Origin of the sequence: Crenothrix sp. (assembly GCF_043729335.1) — a bacterium.
GTDB lineage: Bacteria > Pseudomonadota > Gammaproteobacteria > Methylococcales > Methylomonadaceae > Crenothrix.
Window position 1 is genome coordinate 141504 of sequence record NZ_JAYTLQ010000026.1, and the last position, 13342, is coordinate 154845.

The 13342-nt window shown below is 43.2% G+C and carries 15 protein-coding genes; 9 read left to right on the forward strand and 6 right to left on the reverse strand.

Annotated features, from left to right (window positions below):
- Positions 1–34: 34 nt before the first annotated feature.
- Positions 35–988 (forward strand): hypothetical protein, encoded by a 954-nt coding sequence (locus tag ACHZC4_RS06455; RefSeq protein ID WP_394753003.1) that lies wholly within the window; start codon positions 35–37, stop codon positions 986–988.
- A gap of 202 nt (positions 989–1190) precedes the next feature.
- Positions 1191–1652, forward strand: coding sequence for a hypothetical protein (locus ACHZC4_RS06460; RefSeq protein WP_394753004.1), 462 nt, complete (start codon positions 1191–1193; stop codon positions 1650–1652).
- A gap of 67 nt (positions 1653–1719) precedes the next feature.
- Here ACHZC4_RS06460 and hemL read toward each other — a convergent pair whose 3' ends face one another.
- Positions 1720–3000, reverse strand: a complete 1281-nt coding sequence (hemL, locus tag ACHZC4_RS06465) for a glutamate-1-semialdehyde 2,1-aminomutase (protein WP_394753005.1) — start codon at positions 2998–3000, stop codon at positions 1720–1722.
- Between the two features lie 133 nt (positions 3001–3133).
- Here hemL and cobO point away from each other — a divergent pair, with 133 nt between their 5' ends.
- Positions 3134–3670: a cob(I)yrinic acid a,c-diamide adenosyltransferase gene (cobO, locus tag ACHZC4_RS06470; protein WP_394753006.1), complete on the forward strand. Its 537-nt coding sequence runs from the start codon at positions 3134–3136 to the stop codon at positions 3668–3670.
- 100 nt (positions 3671–3770) lie between these two features.
- Positions 3771–4166 (forward strand): hypothetical protein, encoded by a 396-nt coding sequence (locus ACHZC4_RS06475; protein ID WP_394753007.1) that lies wholly within the window; start codon positions 3771–3773, stop codon positions 4164–4166.
- 71 nt (positions 4167–4237) lie between these two features.
- Here ACHZC4_RS06475 and ACHZC4_RS06480 read toward each other — a convergent pair whose 3' ends face one another.
- The 4 genes from ACHZC4_RS06480 to rapA all read right to left on the reverse strand — a co-directional run bounded on the left by ACHZC4_RS06480 (position 4238) and on the right by rapA (position 10327).
- Positions 4238–5566, reverse strand: coding sequence for a DEAD/DEAH box helicase (locus ACHZC4_RS06480; protein WP_394753008.1), 1329 nt, complete (start codon positions 5564–5566; stop codon positions 4238–4240).
- 72 nt (positions 5567–5638) lie between these two features.
- On the reverse strand, positions 5639–6643 hold the full coding sequence (locus tag ACHZC4_RS06485; RefSeq protein ID WP_394753009.1) for a class 1 fructose-bisphosphatase: 1005 nt from the start codon (positions 6641–6643) through the stop codon (positions 5639–5641).
- 53 nt (positions 6644–6696) lie between these two features.
- Positions 6697–6969: a SemiSWEET transporter gene (locus tag ACHZC4_RS06490; RefSeq protein ID WP_394753010.1), complete on the reverse strand. Its 273-nt coding sequence runs from the start codon at positions 6967–6969 to the stop codon at positions 6697–6699.
- A gap of 532 nt (positions 6970–7501) precedes the next feature.
- Positions 7502–10327, reverse strand: a complete 2826-nt coding sequence (gene rapA / locus ACHZC4_RS06495; protein ID WP_394753011.1) for an RNA polymerase-associated protein RapA — start codon at positions 10325–10327, stop codon at positions 7502–7504.
- 277 nt (positions 10328–10604) lie between these two features.
- Here rapA and ACHZC4_RS06500 point away from each other — a divergent pair, with 277 nt between their 5' ends.
- Positions 10605–10910 (forward strand): hypothetical protein, encoded by a 306-nt coding sequence (locus ACHZC4_RS06500; protein ID WP_394753012.1) that lies wholly within the window; start codon positions 10605–10607, stop codon positions 10908–10910.
- A gap of 74 nt (positions 10911–10984) precedes the next feature.
- Here ACHZC4_RS06500 and ACHZC4_RS06505 read toward each other — a convergent pair whose 3' ends face one another.
- Positions 10985–11632: a hypothetical protein gene (locus ACHZC4_RS06505; RefSeq protein WP_394753013.1), complete on the reverse strand. Its 648-nt coding sequence runs from the start codon at positions 11630–11632 to the stop codon at positions 10985–10987.
- 349 nt (positions 11633–11981) lie between these two features.
- On the opposite strand from ACHZC4_RS06505, the gene ACHZC4_RS06510 reads away from it, so the two are divergent.
- From ACHZC4_RS06510 to ACHZC4_RS06525, 4 genes are read left to right on the forward strand one after another with little or no spacing between them, the layout of a single operon-like run.
- Positions 11982–12290 (forward strand): hypothetical protein, encoded by a 309-nt coding sequence (locus ACHZC4_RS06510; protein ID WP_394753014.1) that lies wholly within the window; start codon positions 11982–11984, stop codon positions 12288–12290.
- Positions 12223–12564: a hypothetical protein gene (locus tag ACHZC4_RS06515; RefSeq protein ID WP_394753015.1), complete on the forward strand. Its 342-nt coding sequence runs from the start codon at positions 12223–12225 to the stop codon at positions 12562–12564. The genes ACHZC4_RS06510 and ACHZC4_RS06515 overlap by 68 nt, the downstream gene beginning before the upstream one ends.
- Positions 12545–12685 carry a hypothetical protein gene (locus tag ACHZC4_RS06520; protein ID WP_394753016.1) on the forward strand — a complete coding sequence of 47 codons (141 nt, stop codon included), beginning with the start codon at positions 12545–12547 and terminating at the stop codon, positions 12683–12685. Before ACHZC4_RS06515 ends, ACHZC4_RS06520 begins: the two co-directional genes overlap by 20 nt.
- Before the next feature lies 1 nt (position 12686).
- Positions 12687–13196: a bifunctional adenosylcobinamide kinase/adenosylcobinamide-phosphate guanylyltransferase gene (locus tag ACHZC4_RS06525; RefSeq protein ID WP_394753017.1), complete on the forward strand. Its 510-nt coding sequence runs from the start codon at positions 12687–12689 to the stop codon at positions 13194–13196.
- Positions 13197–13342 lie beyond the last annotated feature (146 nt).

Here is a 13342-nt window from a genome sequence, read left to right on the forward strand (position 1 = left end):
ATAATTTTAAAACCCCTAATAATAAGGAAAATTCATGACTTGTTTAAAATTTAAAAAATTGGCACTTTGTTCATTGGTAAGCTTGTTTGCAAGCCAAGCTTACGCACATACGGGCGTTAGAGACCACGCCGAGGAAGGAAAGGCGAGTTATAACGGTTTTACCCTTGGCCACGGCTGTGCTGCCGGTGAAAGCACTGCATTTCAGGAGCCTTATCCAGTATTAGGGCAATCAGCTGTATTTCCTATGATGGATAATGTGGTGTGGCAAAGAAATGGTAAGAAAACAATCGGTGGCGATGGTGGCAAAGTCATTGAAGGTGGAACAACCCTTAAATTAGGTGTTGCCGGTTTAGCGGGTTTGAGTTCGGCTTTTCGCGTTACCCAGGAAATCGTCGATAAAAATGGTAACGTGCATGCCTTACATTGGAAAAAAGGTGCTATGGAACCTAAATTAAGTACGGTAACGCCTTTTAAAATAACCGCACCTACGATTGTAGATAACTGCGTAAAAAGTTTAAAGGTACGGATTGGTATTATTAACTGGTGTGATGTGCAAAAGAATGCCACTAATGATAAGCAGGGGCCTTATTTACAACCTAAAGATGCTTTTGGTGAAGTAATACCCAGAGTGAATGGCATTGACAACAAAGGTATACAACGGAATGTGCCAGGTGCACAACACTACACTAAACTGCCTGCAGGTAATGGTGATAATAACCGTGCTGATTGGTGGTTTGGCGACATTGAGGGGGGTAGTAAGTTGTATAACGATCCAAACCTGCTGCAGCACCCTACAGCGGCTACAGCTACTGCGCCTGCAAGCCCCGCTTACTGGACAACGTTAACTATTAATAACAGTGCAGCTGATGTTGCCAAGTGTAAAGGTACGCCAGTCGATGTTACCGTAGAACCTTTGGGTATAGATTTTGATACTTATTTGTCGGGAGCTAATACCCAGCCATTTACAAAAGGCGCTTCAAATTTCTGATTTTAAATAAAAATTTTGGCAGTGTTGCGGCAAAGCTGAATCTTTTGGCACTATCAATGTATGTTCTTGCCATTCCAGGAAGTCGAGGATGTACTTCCTGGGTTTTTTACAAAGCAAATAATTACTCCAATTAATATAGGGTTGCCATAAAAATAGAATCCCAATATTTTCGGTCAGTGACTTAATGCTAAAGAGGTGAATTTTGAAAATTTTATATAGAAAAAAACTATGTGCTCTGTTGTTAATCGTTGTGCCAGGGCTTGTCTCGGCACACACTCAACCGGGTACTCTGGGTAAAAGCACTAGCGGAACTGCGGCAACTGATGTTTGGACGGTTAATTGCAATGATGATGGTAGTGGCGCAGGTGTTCCTAGCCGGATTACTGTACATGTTAAAGATAACGCCTCAAAATTAGCGCCGATAATCAGTACACAAGTGATTAAAGGTGGTTTAGCCACCATACCGAGTATTGATGCAATAGATGGTGATGCTAAATATAGCCCAGCAGTTAGTTTGGCAAAAGGTGCAGGTGACTACACCATTTTAGTCAATAAGTCTGCCTCGATAGTTAAAGGTATAGAGAATTATTCTCTTGAGTTTCACTGTGAATCTGCTAATGGTGGCCATGCAGGTACTGATCTTTCGATGTCTCAAAATCAGTAGATGATTAATTTTTAGAATTCATTTTTTGGGGGAGAGATTGAATTAAAATCTCCCCCTTCAATATGATTTATAAGCTATTGAACACCCGTTCAGCACTGTCCAACGTTTTTTCCAAATCGGCATCACTGTGTGCCATAGACATAAAGCCTGCTTCAAAAGCAGACGGTGCAAAATAAACACCTTCTTCCAGCATGGCATGAAAAAAGCGTTTGAATAGGGCTTGATCACATTGCATCACCTGTGCAAAGCGGGTCATATTATCTTCTTTACTAAAAAACAAACCAAACATACCGCCTACTTGTGTGGTAGTAAAAGCAATACCCGCTTGTTTAGCGCGTGATTTTAAACCTTCGGTCAGGGTTTTGGTTTTTGCGGCCAGTGTGGGATAAAAATCCGGTTGCGCCAGTAATTCCAGCGTTTTTAAGCCAGCAGCCATCGCTACCGGATTGCCGGATAATGTACCAGCTTGATACACCGGCCCTAGCGGTGCCAGTTGTTCCATAATATGCTGTCTGCCACCAAACGCACCCACAGGCATGCCGCCACCAATGATTTTCCCTAATGTCGTTAAATCTGGCGTGATGTTATACAAGCCTTGTGCGCCATTTAACGCCACCCTAAAGCCAGTCATTACCTCGTCAAAAATCAGTACGCTGTTGTATTGGTCGCAGACTTGGCGTAGAGTCTCAAGAAAGCCCGGTAGCGGTAAAATACAGTTCATATTGCCTGCTACGGGTTCCACGATAATAGCGGCAATCTGTTCGCCCATCTTGCTGAACAGGGTTTTAACCGCTTCGCTATCGTTATAAGGCAGAGTAATAGTGTTTTCAGCAACAGCTGCGGTTACGCCTGGCGAGCTGGGTACGCCTAAGGTTAACGCGCCAGAACCTGCTTTGACTAATAATGAATCAGAATGGCCATGGTAACAGCCTTCAAATTTAACGATTTTATCGCGACTGGTATAACCTCTGGCTAAGCGGATGGCGCTCATGGTGGCTTCTGTACCGGAGCTGACCATGCGGACTAGATCAATGGATGGCAAAATTTCGCAAATGCGTTGTGCCATTACTGTTTCAATCTCAGTGGGTGCGCCAAAGCTAAGGCCTTTGTCGGCAGCAGTTTTAACGGCAGCAATAACCTCGGGGTGTGCATGACCCAAAATCATAGGCCCCCAGGAGCCTACATAATCAATATAAGATTTTCCAGAGCTGTCGTAGATATATGCCCCTAGGGCATGATCGATAAAAACCGGTGTGCCGCCAACACCGCTAAATGATCTGACCGGTGAATTTACCCCACCGGGGATAACTTGTTTGGCATCAGAGAATAATGTACTTTTGTTGATCATAATCAATTTGTGGCGTGGTAATAAGTGTTATAACTTTACCATGAATACGGGCGTGAGATGCGGTAGAATGGCCGATTTGACGTTTTGTTGATACATCTTGATACGGTGTTTCGCAATTCATGAAGGGTAATTTATGAAATCCAGAGAGCGACGTAAAGGGCTGGTCGTGGTTAATACCGGAGAAGGCAAAGGCAAGTCATCCAGTGCCCTAGGCATGGTATTTCGTGCCGCAGGTTGGGGGATGAAGGTGTGTGTTATTCAGTATATTAAAGGCCAATGGCAAACCGGCGAACAAAAAGCCGCAGAGCGTTTTGATAATATTGAATGGCATGCTTTGGGTGATGGCTTTACCTGGGATACTAAAAATCCTGAGCAAGACATCAAGACCAGTCGGGAAATATGGGAGTTCAGCAAGCAAAAAATACTTTCCGATGAATTTGATGTTGTCTTGCTGGATGAGATTAATTACTGCTGCGGCTATAACTGGATTTCAGGCCAGGAGATTGCGGATTTTATTGCCAATGATAAGCCCGAATGGTTGCATTTGATTTTAACAGGCCGTAATGCTGCGCCAGAAGTCATCGCCATTGCCAACACAGTGACCGAAATGACTAAGGTAAAGCATGCTTATGAGCAAGGTATTAAAGCAGAGCAGGGCATTGAGTTTTAGGCGGGTCAGAATCAAAATGATGCTGAGGTTAACAGCCCGCATAAAGCCGTACAAATTTACCTCGAAAGAGGATTGATGATAACAATGAGAGAGGATTGATATGTCTGAAGAAAAAACATCGGAAACAAGTAAACTGGCCTTCGCGATTATCGCTGTTTTTGTTATAGGCTTTGCGATGGTGGGGCTGAGCAAAATGGATACGGCAACGAGTGAACAAAAAGAAGGTGCGGCACAGGTGACAGGTTATGCGGCACTACATACGCTGGCAAGCCAAAAATGCCCGGCAGCTATTAAGGAGGCTACCAAAGAGCAGGTGTATTTTACGTCAGAAACAGAGAGCGATAAAGAGTCGTATCTCACGCTGAAGTGGGTGGGTGAAAATGCAGGCAAAGGTGGCTTTAAAACAGCTAGCTGCACAGTACGTACTATTGTAGGCGGCATTACTGAGTTAATCATTGATGGTAAAGTGTTGATCAGTAAAAAGCCTATGCCTTAAGCTTTATCTCTAAGTTTTTAGTTTTTTAAAGCCCCGATAACTTATGTTATCGGGGCTTTTTTATGCAAAAACTACGACTCTTCAACGGCTTTAATCGTCGGCACACGGCGCTTACCAATATTTTTCTTATCGCGGTCGCGTATTTTTACCTTTTTTGCAGGTTCTTTTTTAGGCTCGATCTTTTCTTTGCTCCCAGCCGCTTTGCCTGAACCTTTGACTTTCTTCGGGCCTTTATAACTGCCTATTAAGCCTTCAACCGTTCGCCTTGTGAAATTTTGTTTTAAGAAGCGCTCAATACTGGCCATCAGGTTCCATTCGGTATGTTTTACCAAAGAAATCGCCACGCCTTGTTCATCGGCACGACCACTGCGGCCTATGCGGTGAATATAATTAATGCCGTTGCGCGGCACATCAAAATTAACCACCAGATTAATGCCGCTAATATCCAAACCACGCGCAGCCAAATCAGTAGCGGTCATCACATTAACGCTGCCGCTACGAAATAAACCCATCACCCGGTTACGTTCTTTTTGTTCCATTTCACCGTGTAATGAGGCTACGCGGCAATCGTGTTGTTGTAGATAATTACCCAGCTCAACCGCTTGAATGCGGCTGTTGGTAAAAATCAAGGCTTTGTCGTAAGGCTGGTTTTGCAGTAGCCACGCCAGCAATTTTTGCTTATGCTCGTTGTGATCGGCCAGGATAACCTGTTGCTCAATATTGCTGTGGCCATCATGCAAAGTATTAAGCGCTACCGTCTTGGGATTTTTTAACACTTGGTCGGCGATTTTAATAACGCCGAAATGCGTTAATGTAGCCGAGAACAGCAAGGTCTGCCTTTCCTCATTACTGCAATGTTTAACAATGTTAAGTACATCTTCTCGGAAGCCCATGTCCAACATACGGTCGGCTTCGTCAAGAATCAATACTTCTACGCTGCTTAAATAGGGCGTATCCAAAGCCATTAGTTCCAGCAATCTACCCGGCGTAGCAATGACGATGTCGGTGTTTTTTCTGAACAGGTTTTGCTGGCGTTTGAAGTCATCACCACCGGTAATTAAGCCCGCCGTTAAGTTGGTAAATTCCGCCAGCTGCTGGCAGTTTTGCAAAATTTGCTGCGCTAGCTCGCGGGTAGGAGTCAGTATCAATACACGTGCGCCACGTCTTGATGGCGGTACGTTGAGTAAATGCTGTAAGGTAGGTAGCAAGAATGCCGCTGTTTTGCCACTACCGGTTTCAGCGCTGACCAACAAATCAAGTTGTTTAAGCGCAGGTGGTATGGCTTCAAGTTGCACGGGCGTGGGTTTTTCATAACCTAATTTACTAACCGCTTGCAGTAAGGGCACTAGCAGTTGCAGGTCTTCAAATGAGGTGGGGTTTTCTAAAGATTCGGTAAGCATGTGTTGTCCGGTGAGCCTGCGGTATTGCAATCAGTGGATTAGAAAGATATCTTTTTGGCATGTTGCCAACATCTAACCTTGTTGATGATATTGCATTATACGTTCAACTTCGTGTTTAGAACCGAGAATAACCGGCACACGCTGATGTATGCTTTCAGGTTTGATCTCCATAATGCGTTCACGACCGGTAGAGCACAGTCCTCCCGCTTGTTCAATAATAAATGCCATCGGGTTGGCTTCATACATTAACCGTAATTTGGCGGGTTTGTTGGGGTTTTTGCAATCTAGAGGATACAAAAATACCCCGCCACGCGTCAAAATACGGTAAACATCTGCCACTAAAGAGGCAATCCAGCGCATGTTGTAATTCTTCTCAATGTTGCCATCGATACCGCGTACGCAGTCGTCTATATAACGTTGTACCGGCGGTTCCCAGAAGCGTTGGTTGGACATGTTAATGGCAAATTCGCTGGTGTCTTCAGGGATGCGCATATTGCAATGGGTGAGTATGAATTCACCGATGTCTTGGTCAAGCGTGAAAGCATTTACGCCATGTCCGGTAGTGAGCACCATCATCGTTGAGGGGCCATACAATACAAAACCGGAGCATACCTGTTCGGCGCCTTTTTGCAAAAAATCCTGCACTTCCGGATGAATGCCTTCGCGGCAACGTAAAATTGAAAAAATAGTCCCCACTGCCAGGTTAACATCAATATTTGACGAGCCATCCAGCGGATCAAACAGAACTAAATATTTGCCTTTAGGATATTGTTCCGGAATTTTAATGGGTTCATCAATTTCTTCTGAAGCCATGCCCGCTAAGTGGCCAGTCCAGTTTAGTTCATTCACCATAATGTCATTGGTGATAATATCGAGTTTCTTTTGGATTTCACCTTGCACATTCTCTGATTCGGCGCTGCCCAATACGCCAATCAATTCTCCCCGATTAACCAGGTGTGATATTTTTTTGCAAGCAGTAACAATGTTGTTTAGCAGCAAGGTGAAAGTACCAGAAGCATCTGGCAAGCCGCGTTGTTGTTCAATCAGAAATTGGGTCAGGGTAATTTTATGGGACATGTATTCGGTTCCGAGTGATAAGTTTTATGATAGAGGCAGTTGAGCAGCACACATTATTCTTTTTTGCGGATCATATTATAAATTTTGCAAAAAAGTATTGATGCTGATAGCACTAAGGTAATCGCATTTGCGCAAATAATGGCGTTATTTGACAGATAAAGGCCGTAGATTAACCAAAATAACACGCCCAGGGTAAACAAGCTGTACATGCTAAAAGATAGCGAGGAAGTGTCTCGGGTTTTAAGGGTTAAAATGGCCTGTGGCAAAAATGATGCCGTGGTTAGGCTAGCGGCGATGTAGCCAATAATGTCTGCGGTGATGGTCATGACCGGTTTTGAGTAGGGTTCGGGTTAGGTTTTTGTGGATAAATCACCTAGGCTTTTATTATTCAGGTGGTATGAAGTTATGCACAATTTATGTGGATAACTCTGTGGATTACTCGTTTTAATGGCGCTCTACTAGGTGATTTTATTACAGTTTTGTTACATTGTATAAAAACGATGCAGCTTTGGATTTAATATAAAATCAATGACTTATGTTTTTTGTTATCAGAGTAATAATGCAAAAGTCAAGCCAAAGTTGAATATTAATTTTTCTGTGTATAATTCCATGACCTGTATTGCTATTGTACCTTAATACCACTGACTTTTCTGGTTAAACGCCTTGGTTTGAGGGACTACTTTACGGGACATCCGTCCGCCTTGAGCTTGTCGAAGGGTTTTGTTGTTCATGGTTCGACAAGCTCACCACGAACGGTTTTTTAAAAAATTGGCCGACAAATCATTATTGACTGAGTACTAGCCTCTCTTTTTAAAAGAGGCTGAGCGATTACCTTCAATTCCTGTTCTATTTTACTTATCAGCTAGTAATAATAAAGCGCACTGCATCCAGTCGCAGTTGTGCCGCTTGAATATGCTCATGGGCCAGCATGGTCATATCTTTGAGCTGTTCAATTTCTTCAGTTTTAATAGACGGGTTTACTTTTTGTAGTCTCACTAAGCGTTTAATTTCAGCACTCAGTGATGCCAGCATGGTATTGGTCGCTTCGCTAATAACACTTTGCATATCCGTTCTCGCGTGCTGTTCAGCAACATTTAAAATGGCACTGATTAAAGCACGTTGTTTATTGAGGAAAGCAACAATCTGTGATTTATCGAAATGTGTGCCGGTGTCTCGTAAACTGTCATGACTAAAAGTGGCGCTAAGGTTTTTCTGGGTTTGATCAATTAATACCCGAATGGGCGTATGCGGTAAAAAGCGACCGATTTGTAATTCGGCAGGCGCACTACACTCGACTATAAACAAGCATTCCAGTAAAAATTGTCCGGCTTTAAGCTGTGGATCTCTGACGACACTGATGGTCGCGTTACCGGTTTCGCTGGATAGCACCAGTTCCATTGAGGCTGTGACCAATGGATGTTCCCAGGTGATAAACTGTAATTCTTCGCGTGCCAACGCACAGGCACGGTTGTCGGTTACCGTCATGCCATCTTCAGAAAGTTCTGGAAAATGCGCGACGCGTAAATGATCGCTAGGGCGAATTATGAAGCAATCCGGTGAATGGTATTCGGTGTCAACGCCGTAACATTCAAATAACTCTTCCATATACGGCCACAGTGCGCCTTCATGATCATAAGCTCTCAGCTGATCAATTAGATTGTCAGCGACATCCTTACGGCAGGAATTTAATTCCAATAAAGGATCACGCCCCTGATGTAACTGCTCTTCTATTTGAGCGTGCAAAGCGCGGGTTTTATCGATGAAAGCGTTGATTTCAAAAAGATCGTCGCTGTGGATTACCGTTAACAACTCATCACGCAGAACATCTGCCACCGCTTGTGCCGCCGTGCTATTGTGGCGAAATGAGTCCAAGCCTTCGTCATACCAGCGATACAGAACAGCCTGTTCGGTGTTTTGCAAATAAGGGATGTGAATCTGGATAACATGTTTTTGGCCAATACGATCCAGACGCCCGATGCGCTGTTGCAGCAAATCAGGGTTAGTGGGCAAATCCAGTAGCACTAAATGCTGCACAAACTGAAAGTTGCGGCCTTCACTACCGATTTCTGAACAGATTAATATGCGGGCTGCGCTGGCAGGGTCAGCGAAATAGGCGGCGGCACGGTCACGTTCGATAATCGTCATGCCTTCATGGAACACCGCAGAAGCGATGCCGGCACGATTTCGTAAGGTTTGCTCCAGATCAATAACCGTTTGCGCGTGTTTGCAAATCAGTAAGATTTTTTCGCCCGCCAGTTGTTTAACGTGCTCAACTAGCCATTGATAATACGGGTCTTGTTGTAGATCCTCGGTGTTTTTTTCGCCGCGCAAAGAGTAACCATATCGCTCGCGTTCGGGGAATCCTTGCACGGTTTGCCGGGAATTTCTAAATAATATGCGACCAGTACCATGGTGGTCGAGCAAGATGTTCACTAACGTAGCACGGGCATCGGCTGATTTTTCCGGATCATCTAGATTTTTTAACAGCCCGGTGACATTGTCATCTTTCAGTAACTCAGCTAACAATTGTTTGCTGTCATTGTTGAGGGGTTCATCGGCGAGCAAAAATTGCGTGGCTTTGGCCACCGGTTCAAAGCGTTTTTCCTCTTCGAGGAAGGCGTTAAAATCGTAAAAACGATCTGAATCTAGCAAACGCAGTCTTGCAAAATGGCTTTCTTTACCCAGTTGTTCCGGCGTGGCGGTCAATAAAATCAAGCTAGGCGAGATCAGTCCCAGATGCTCAACAAATTCATATTCTGGGCTGGCGAATTGTGGACTCCATTGCAGATGATGGGCTTCGTCGACAATTACCATATCCCAGCCTGCCAAAATAGCTTGGCGCTGGCGTTTTGGGTAGGCGGCGAAAAACTCCTGACTGGCAAGAATTAACTGCGCGTTTGTAAACGGATTATCGGCGCTGTATTCATTATCTTCATCTGTTTGTGTGCCCGCTAATATGTTATTATCGCCAAGCTCTTCAAGACAGCGCGCTTCATCAAACACGCTAAAGCGTAGATTAAAGCGTCTGAGCATTTCTACCAGCCACTGATGTAGCAAGCTTTCCGGAACGATAATCAATACACGCTGACTTAGGCCGTGTATGAGCCGATGGTGCAAAATTAACCCCGCTTCAATGGTTTTACCCAATCCTACTTCATCAGCAAGCATCAGACGTGGCGCGGCGCGATTAGCAGCTTCATGTGCGATAAACAATTGGTGTGCAATAAGCGATGTTCTACCACCCAGCAAGCCTTTTACAGGGGATTGTTGGTGTTTTTGCAGCCTGCGCCAGGTGTCGTAACGCAGTAAAAACCAGCTATTAGGGTCGATTTGGCCGGTAAATAACCGATCTTGTGGTTTATTAAATTGAATATGATGATTTAATTCAATTTCGTCGAGCTGAATGTCTACGCCATAAGCATCTTTGCCAAGGTAGGTAATTAAGCCATCTTGCTCTACTACGCTAGAAATAATGAATTTTTCTTCATCTGTAGACTCAATAGTATCGCCTACTGAAAAGCGTACCCGTGATAATGGCGCATTGTCTATGGCATACAGCCGTTGTTCGTTGCTGGCCAGATACAGTACAGTAACGCGCTTGAAGCTGACTTCCAGAATAAGGCCTAATCCAAGTTCAGATTCGGTGTTGCTAATCCAGCGTTGGCCGGGGATGAAATTTTCCATTTATGTGAGGTAGATATGATTTTTTACTAGAAATTGGCGTAATTATAAGCGGTAGGGCAGAATTATTCTGAATATTAACTAAAATTATCAATAGGTAAAATCGAAAAAGAGGAGTGTACGGCTATTGTGTACATTCAGGTAAACATGGAAGAGGTAATTAACTGCGTTTGTTAAGTTTGTATTCAGCTTGTATGGAATATTATCAACGTAAGGCTTTCAATCGATGAATTTAGATTTTGGTGACCTAAAAATGACACACTAAGGAAATATAATGTTTATGAACAAAAGACTATTTTTAATTTCACTCACGGCCATTGCGCTGTTGTGCAGTACAGTTGGTGAAGCTTACAATCATGATGGCAAACACTCTGGCCGTCATAGTTATCGCAAGCGTTATCAGCAACCGCGTGATTATTACCCGTTACTTCCGCAATATCAACGCTCGCCTGTGCACGAAAGTGTAACCAGTGGTGTTTTGGGTAGCGTTTTAGGTTATGAAATTGCTAAAGACAATACGGTGACCAGTAAGCTTGACGCAACAAATGATTCTTATCTAGGGAGTGGTTTTTCAAAAAAACGATAACAGGCGTTTAAGTGCGCATCGTCCTGTTATCGTGGTAGTGATGGGGCTTTTAATATATTACAGTTTAATGTTGACTACTTAACTGCACCTTTCCAGTCGTAAGAATAAGTGTAATTTGCACTTGCGCCGTATAAAGCAACAAGATTAAAGTTAAAGCTGGCTAATTCCTTTACTTCAAAGTATCGAGTAGCTACGCCTTTAACTATTTTTTGGGTCATCACGGCTGTATAGCTGTATTTGGTATTTTTCCAAAGGCTAGTCCCACTTTTCTGTCCCGCTGCAGCAAGCCCTGATAACAGCGACCCTTGTGCATCAGTCATTTTTAAGCTGTAGGTATCGGGTTTAATGGGTGTCATGATGCCATCAAACGTGCCTTCTGGATGATTCAGCTTAAACGGTATGGTTCCATTGGCTTTCTTTTGACCAAAGATATAGGTTGTCCGCCAAATTCCACTGTTAAGTCCCGGTGCAGAAAAAGGGACGTTATGCCCTAGGTAAGATACCCTGCCCGATATTGACAGTTTGCCCGACAGATTGATTGTTTTTTCCGCTAATGAATATTTATTTTGTATACGGGGAGCAACTTTTCCCAGCACTAAGCCGTTTTGATCAGCAAAATCTATAATTTCTTGCGGTATGGTTTCTGCTGCGGAGAGTGAATTTGAATGGCTGTAAATAAGCGCAAAACCAAGTGACGCGGCTAAGACATTAATGTATTTCATGGTATACCCCTAAGCTAAAAGAATTGATAGGCTTGAAAGCTAATGAAAACCGCCATAACAATTCGTTGGTGTGGTAATGATTAGCCTTATATGAGGTATGAAGCAGAATACGTGCCGTTATTTATTTTTAATTTAAATTCAATTGCTTATGCTGAGTGGTAAAGTTGTTTTGGGGGCTTTATTTAAAAAATCCACGACATTTTTTGTCTGCACTAGACAAAATTTGTCTCAGCGAGACTTTAAAGCAATAAAGCTTTGTTTGCTGTTTAGGCTTTACTGCATAATTCCGTTATATTGTGGCTGAAAAAATAGTCCCCACTCCCAATCCTTAAAGGCCAGTTAGCCATAAATGAAATCACTCGCCATTTTCGGAACCAGTTCCGATGCCGGAAAAACCACAGTTACAATGGCGTTATGCCGTATTTTTGCCGACCGTGGCATTAAAGTCGCCCCGTTTAAAGCACAAAACGTATCCAATAATTCGGCGGTAAGTAAAGAAGGACGGGAAATATCCAGGGCGCAGTATTTTCAGGCGGAAGCGGCCAGAGTAGAACCCAGTTACTGGTTTAATCCTGTGTTGCTAAAATCCTATGGCAGCAGTGCAAGTGATTGTGAATGGCTTGGTGTATCAAAACCAATCAGTGGCGACTTACTATGATGAGATTGAAACCTTGCAACAAGAAGTACAACGGGCATTTACCCGTTTGCAGCAAGATTACGAGCTGGTAATCGCAGAGGGCGCGGGTTCACCGGTTGAGCTGAATCTGATAGACAAAGATTTGTCCAACACGTTTATCGCCAAGACATTTGGCACTAAAAATATTTTGGTAGCTGACATTGAGCGCGGCGGTGTGTTTGCTTCCATTTACGGTACGCTGGAATTAATGGATCCGGTAATGCGCCGTAATTTAATTGGCGTGGTTATCAATTAATAGACACTACCAGGGTTATGATTATCCGCAGTATCGCGAGGTGCAGATACAAGGTTTTGCCGATATGGTCGCTGATAATCTCGATATAGAAGCCATATTACGTGCTGTACAAGAGGATTAAGATGAAAACGTTATTTATCGGTGGAGTAAAAAGTGGTAAATCGCGTTTGGCTGAGGCGTATATTTTAGATCAGTACCCAAATTCTAAAAAACAGGGCAAGCCTTATTATTTGGCGACTACTGAGTTTATTGATGAGGAAATGCAAGCGCGTATTCATATTCATCAGCAACGTCGCCAAGATGCTTTTGTTACCCTTGAAGAGCCGATAAAGTTACTGGAGGCACTGCAATTTTGTACTCGACCTGTGTTGGTGGAATGTATATCGATGTGGCTAAATAACATGCTGTATCATCAAATAGCAGAAGCGGACATTCTATTTGAACTTGAGGCGGTGCTAAGCTTATCTTGTGATGTGGTGATGGTGCATAATGAGGTAGGTTTTGGGGTGATTCCTGATAACGCACTGGCTCGTCAGTTTGTGGATTTGTCCGGCAAAGCGGCACAAATGATGGGGAAATATTGCGATAGAGTATTTTTTTGCAGTGCTGGTTTAAAAATAACGATGAAATAAATATTTTTATTAATGAACTTTCTATAAAAAATGACAACTAATGGCAGTTTTTGCCGAATTTTTCGGATGAAGCCTAAATTTAAGAAAAGTCAAGTTACTGGTAATATTTAACTTTTTTAGAAAAAATAAATTTTTTTAATAAAATT

Bases quoted from the DNA above. Each gene is read 5' to 3' on its own strand.
- ACHZC4_RS06455 (WP_394753003.1), top strand. From the start codon at position 35: ATGACTTGTTTAAAATTTAAAAAATTGGCACTTTGTTCATTGGTAAGC.
- hemL (WP_394753005.1), bottom strand. From the start codon at position 3,000: ATGATCAACAAAAGTACATTATTCTCTGATGCCAAACAAGTTATCCCC.
- cobO (WP_394753006.1), top strand. From the start codon at position 3,134: ATGAAATCCAGAGAGCGACGTAAAGGGCTGGTCGTGGTTAATACCGGA.
- ACHZC4_RS06475 (WP_394753007.1), top strand. From the start codon at position 3,771: ATGTCTGAAGAAAAAACATCGGAAACAAGTAAACTGGCCTTCGCGATT.
- ACHZC4_RS06480 (WP_394753008.1), bottom strand. From the start codon at position 5,566: ATGCTTACCGAATCTTTAGAAAACCCCACCTCATTTGAAGACCTGCAA.
- ACHZC4_RS06485 (WP_394753009.1), bottom strand. From the start codon at position 6,643: ATGTCCCATAAAATTACCCTGACCCAATTTCTGATTGAACAACAACGC.
- ACHZC4_RS06490 (WP_394753010.1), bottom strand. From the start codon at position 6,969: ATGACCATCACCGCAGACATTATTGGCTACATCGCCGCTAGCCTAACC.
- rapA (WP_394753011.1), bottom strand. From the start codon at position 10,327: ATGGAAAATTTCATCCCCGGCCAACGCTGGATTAGCAACACCGAATCT.
- ACHZC4_RS06500 (WP_394753012.1), top strand. From the start codon at position 10,605: ATGAACAAAAGACTATTTTTAATTTCACTCACGGCCATTGCGCTGTTG.
- ACHZC4_RS06505 (WP_394753013.1), bottom strand. From the start codon at position 11,632: ATGAAATACATTAATGTCTTAGCCGCGTCACTTGGTTTTGCGCTTATT.
- ACHZC4_RS06510 (WP_394753014.1), top strand. From the start codon at position 11,982: ATGAAATCACTCGCCATTTTCGGAACCAGTTCCGATGCCGGAAAAACC.
- ACHZC4_RS06515 (WP_394753015.1), top strand. From the start codon at position 12,223: ATGGCAGCAGTGCAAGTGATTGTGAATGGCTTGGTGTATCAAAACCAA.
- ACHZC4_RS06525 (WP_394753017.1), top strand. From the start codon at position 12,687: ATGAAAACGTTATTTATCGGTGGAGTAAAAAGTGGTAAATCGCGTTTG.